General features: G+C 61.7%; 4 protein-coding genes. 1 reads left to right on the top strand and 3 read right to left on the bottom strand.

Annotated elements, in window-relative coordinates; genetic code table 11:
* A partial coding sequence (locus SX1_RS21770; RefSeq protein WP_019054796.1) for a DUF7146 domain-containing protein occupies positions 1-696 on the bottom strand: 696 nt, incomplete at its 3' end.
* Positions 697-1,565: 869 nt separating this feature from the next.
* Here SX1_RS21770 and SX1_RS21765 point away from each other — a divergent pair.
* The gene (locus SX1_RS21765; RefSeq protein ID WP_019054795.1) at positions 1,566-2,699 is read left to right on the top strand and encodes a replication initiation protein; all 1,134 of its coding nucleotides are present in this window, start codon (positions 1,566-1,568) and stop codon (positions 2,697-2,699) included.
* 45 nt (positions 2,700-2,744) lie between these two features.
* On the opposite strand, the gene SX1_RS21760 is transcribed toward SX1_RS21765, so the two are convergent.
* Together SX1_RS21760 and SX1_RS21755 are read right to left on the bottom strand one after the other, a co-directional pair.
* Positions 2,745-3,140 (bottom strand): hypothetical protein, encoded by a 396-nt coding sequence (locus tag SX1_RS21760; RefSeq protein ID WP_019054794.1) that lies wholly within the window; start codon positions 3,138-3,140, stop codon positions 2,745-2,747.
* The gene (locus tag SX1_RS21755) at positions 3,133-3,819 is read right to left on the bottom strand and encodes a ParA family protein (protein ID WP_019054793.1); all 687 of its coding nucleotides are present in this window, start codon (positions 3,817-3,819) and stop codon (positions 3,133-3,135) included. The genes SX1_RS21760 and SX1_RS21755 overlap by 8 nt, the downstream gene beginning before the upstream one ends.
* Between the last annotated feature and the right edge of the window lie 862 nt (positions 3,820-4,681).

Below are 4,681 nucleotides of genomic sequence, written 5' to 3'. Positions count from 1 at the left end.
GCCGATCAGCGAGGTCAGCGTCTCGGGCAGTAGGATCTGGTCGAGACGACGTGCGCCCAGGCTCGCCCAGCAGGGGATGTCGTGAAGGAGCGTGAACGCCCGGGCCGTTTCGAACCCCTCGGCGAGTGCCAGGACATCGCCTCGCCCTCCCCCTTGCCAGGCACCGCGCGCCGGTCGGCCGAGCATGAGCTTCATGCGATAGCGCGCCGTCACTGGATCGAGGAATATGCGCTGCACCGCTGTCAGGCGCCGGCCCTCGCGAACCGCGACCAGCAAGGCGGGATGGTAGGTCGTCCACGGCTTTGGCCGGTAAGGGCAGCGCGGGTGAAACCGCAGATCCTGGCTGATCGGCATGAGGTGCCTGATCCCGAGATAGCGCTCGGCAAGCGTGCCGGCGACGGAAAGCGCCTCGTCCCATAGCCGGCTCGCATTGCCCGCCTGAGCCGCCGGGTTGTCGGTGTAGGCAAACCGCCCCCGGCTGGGCACGCGGCGCAGTTCCCGAAGGATGTCGTCACGGTCGCATCCGGCAAAGCAGGTGACGAGGATGCCTCGATTGCCTTGCCGGATGGAGAGGCTTGGGGTGCTGTCGGCGTGGGCCGGACACGGACACATCGCCGTGCGACCGTGCCAGGTTCCGCCCAGCGAGCCGACAAGATCGACGAGTTCCTGAGTGGGTTTGAGCGCGACCAGGGCCATTGGCTGCTCCTTTCGCGGTCCTTGCTCCCCCTTGCCTCTCTCCTTGGTCGCTCTATCCTGGCCGCCAGCCTGTCGGTGATGCGGAACCGTCGAGCTGCTACTCTCAAAGAATCAAATCTTAAAAACGCCCAAGCGGAGCGCGGGAGCTTCATAGATTCATGGATTCTAAGATTCGGGCACCATTTGTGACGGCAAACCAATAGCTTGAGTGCTCTCCTTGTGAGGATGCGGGGGCTTCTGCGTGAGTTCTCGGGGGCGTCTATGCGAGGCGATGGGGGCAAGAGCCTGAGCGATCGGGGGATAATGTGAGTTTTCGGGGGAATCAGGCGAAGCGGGCGAAGCGGGCTTAAGAGCAGTTTCGAAAGCCCTGAATCGCTGGGCGTTTTGCTGTCCATACGATGGCTGGCCGGCGATCCCGATGTTTATGTGAGCATGTGGGGGACCGAATTGGCGGGAGGCCGATCTTTGTGTGAGCGCACGGGGGCGGAGCCTTCTGTGAAGAGTATTCGAAATAAGGAATTCCCCCGCCTTTGTGTGAGCGATGGGGGGTGGCCAAGAAAACTCAATTAAAACAGCGGGATGTAGGGATCTATATGTGAGTCGCCGGGGGCATCGGCTCGTCGGGTCGGAATCCCCTCCCCGGCCCTTTCCAGGCGGACAAAAGTTCTATGTGAGTTTTCGGGGGAGCGGACGCGACTCGGCCTGTTTGTGCGAGTCGGCAGTTGGGGGCCCTTTGTCTTTATGTGAGTGCGTGGGGGCTGTCGGCCGAATGGTGCCAGCGAGGTTTATGTGAGCGCTCAGGGGCACGTCTATGTGAGTGAACGGGGGGGGCTGTTCTCTTTATGACAAGCTGATGTTATGCAACTCACATGAAGCTCGATTCGGACACGGTTGAAATCGAGGTTCCGCCTGACCTTGAGGGTCTGAGCCGGACGTTGCGGGTGGCTGACGTGATTCGCCGCCGCGACCTCGACTTTGTAAGTAAACCCGGGGAATTAGTCGAATCCGAGTTCGAGACCGGGTCGTTGAGCGCCGCGGGAAGAAAGGCTTTTGCGCTGATGTTGCGCAAGGCTGGACCGGAAGCCGGGGAAGACAGCAAGACCTTCACGATCACCAAGAAGGAACTGCGCGGCACGCATAAGGGCAATGAGCGCATCCAGCCGGTGATGGATGAACTGCTGCGCGTCATTGTTCGTATCCGGACGACCTCGAAGAAGGGCAAGCCTGCGATCATGTCGCAGTCTTTGCTGTCGAGCTGCGTGGAGGAAATCTCCGAGGACGGCATGAGCGTCGTCGAGTATCAATTCTCCGAGAGTTTCAAGCGCGTAATCCAGCGTTCGGATTATTATGCGCGGGTGAATCTCGGCGTGATGCTTGCGCTTCAGTCGCGCTATTCGCTCACGCTGTATGATCTTGGCTGCCTGATCATCAATCGCCAGAACCGTGTCGTCAAAATGAACGTCGATGAACTGCGGCGGCGGCTCGGTGTGCCTGACGGCAGCTTCAAGAACTTCGCCGAATTTCGGCGCGACGTCCTCGCAAAATCGAAGGCGGAGATCGACCAGCTCGCCGATTTCATCGTGGAGTGGGAAGAAATCAGGGGATCAGGGCGTGGGCGGCCGGTTGAAGCGGTCAAGCTGACCTTCAGTCCCAAGGATCCTGTCGATCAGGAAGAGACCGCCAAGGAGCTCGATCGGCCGAAGGTCGGACGGCGGGCCAGGCGCGATGGCAGCGTCGAGCAGATCGCGGCGATCCCGGCGGCGGCTCCGGTAGCGGCGCTGGCTTCGAGCAAGCCCTTCCCCACAGGATCCATGCATTTCTGCGGGGATCAGCGTTTGCTCACGATTGTCGCCGATTTTGGAGGTGGTTGGGACAAGGACCTGATCGCCGGCGCGTTTCGGGAGAAGATGGGAGACAAGCTGAAGACGCTGACTGGCGTGCCTCTCTACAGATCGTGGGAAGGGTTCTGCAAAGCTTTCGTTGGAGCCCGGGGTCGGCCCTAGGGGAAGACCCCCTCCCCCGATTCCTCACATAAAGCGTAATAGCGCCTATTTGGGCGTGCCGCCCTCCCCTTCTACCAGATCGATCAGCGCCATGATTCCGTCCGGGAGGCTGAGATTGCGATCGTCGCACCAGCGCACGAGGCGGTCGCGCTCCGGGGGCGACAAGCGCATGCTGATATGCAGAGAACGAGCTGGCCCGCGCTGCGGTTTGCGCTTGGGCGTGACGCCTAGTTCTGCAGGAATTTGGTGGAAATAGTTCGCCGGCACAGCCGTGCCAGCGGGTTCACGTTGCACAGGAGGTGCGCCGCCGGGCTTGGGCGCTGCGGTTGCGGCTACGAGGCCCCGAAGGCGGTCGGCTGGCGCTTCGGGCTGTTCCAGTCGCTGGCGTGTAGAGCTGATGATATCGCCCATGCTGCTTGCGGCGGCCTTGTCTTCAGGCATCCACGGCCTCCTTGTTCTGAATTTCGCTGAGAATATCGGCAAGGACGCTTTGGGCGATGCGCCTGGCCTTTTCCGTCTTGGCGAGGTTGGCGGCTTCGACTTCAGCGAGAGTCATCCGGTAATTGGACATGGCGCGGAAGGCATCGAGCGTGAACATCTGGTCTGTGAAAGTTGGCAGGGCCTTCCTGATCTGCCCGTCGATCTCCCATTCGGCCTTCGAGCGGGCCACCTGCCCCGTCTGCGTGATGAGCACGCGGTACGGCACGCCACGGCACATCTTCTCGAGCATGTCGCTGGTTTCGACGGTCCGCTCGAGATCGAGCCGCGAGGAACGCGTGGGGATGACGACGAAATCCGAGTCCATGGCGGCGTAGGCCGTCTTGAAGTTCGAGGTTCCCTCAGAATCGACGACGACGAGCTGGGCCACTTCTCGGGCCCGAGCGATTGCGCCGCCAATATCGGAATCTCGAAGCTGCGAGGCGTCTTCGACGGCGATGCGCGAATCCCCTCCCCTGCCCGCTGCGATCCGATCCCGGTGCCAGTTGAGCAAGCTGTTCTGGCGGTCTGCGTCGAGCATGAAGACTGAACCGCCAAGCGCTTCGAATTCTGATGCCAGGGCGAGTGCGAGTGTCGTCTTGCCCGCCCCTCCCTTGCTCTGCGCGATAGTGATGACTGGCACGAAGGAACTCCCTGTGGGTCGAAGGCGCGGCACCCATGTAGCGTAAGATGGGCAGCGCGACACAATTGATATGCGCGGTGCATAGCGCCTGTGGATGCGCGGTGCAAGGCGTGGGCGCGGCTATAGTCGCAGGCGTAGGGCAAAGCGCGTATGCGAGCACATTGGCCAGCGCGTGCGCCATCGACAGCGCACGCGCTGGGAAAAGCGAGGTAGAAGGTGACAGCGCTGGGTACAGCGTCGCAGCATTACACGGCGTGAGCGCGTCACCTAGCGCGATGGCGTTACAACCCGCCAGCGCGACACCCAGCGCACGACAAAGCGCGGCACACAATGCGGCACATGCCAAAAGCCCGCAGAAATCAAGGAATCCGACGATGCCGACGCTGTGAGCTAAGGGACCCGGAGCGTTGCCATAGCGGAGTCAATGGCGCGCAAGCAGGCGATCGATCTCGGCCATTTCTTCGTCAAAGGTGTCGAAGATTGCCGACAAGCTCGGATCCGCGGGTAGGGGAGGGGGGCCAACCTTGGTCGGCCGCGCTTCGGGGATGCGTATCCGAACGTAACCGCAAGATTGGCCGCCAGGAATCTCCCCAAGGTGCGCGGTCGGGTAACCTCGACCACCAGACTCGCGGCAACACCACGGACCAGAAGCTTGCTGACTCCGGCCACGCTCAACTTCAACGCCTCCGGGACGAACTGCGGCGAAAGAATTGGACGATGAATAGAGAGAGGCAGGGGAGGGAAGGGTCCCTGCGCGAGAGAGGATAGCGTGCTGGGCGTCGCGATAGAGACGCTTGAGCTCATCGAGCCGTTCGGACCCTGAGACAGCCGCACCATGAAGCGATCGTACGCCCGCCAACCA

It is taken from the genome of Sphingobium xenophagum NBRC 107872, assembly GCF_000367345.1.
GTDB classification, from domain to species: Bacteria; Pseudomonadota; Alphaproteobacteria; order Sphingomonadales; family Sphingomonadaceae; genus Sphingobium; species Sphingobium xenophagum.
The sequence above is the reverse complement of the archived record's forward strand: the minus strand, read 5'-3'. Positions and strand labels throughout refer to the sequence as shown.

Excerpts from the sequence above, each read along its gene's own strand:
- SX1_RS21760 (WP_019054794.1), bottom strand. The coding sequence starts at position 3,140 with ATGCCTGAAGACAAGGCCGCCGCAAGCAGCATGGGCGATATCATCAGC.
- SX1_RS21765 (WP_019054795.1), top strand. The coding sequence starts at position 1,566 with ATGAAGCTCGATTCGGACACGGTTGAAATCGAGGTTCCGCCTGACCTT.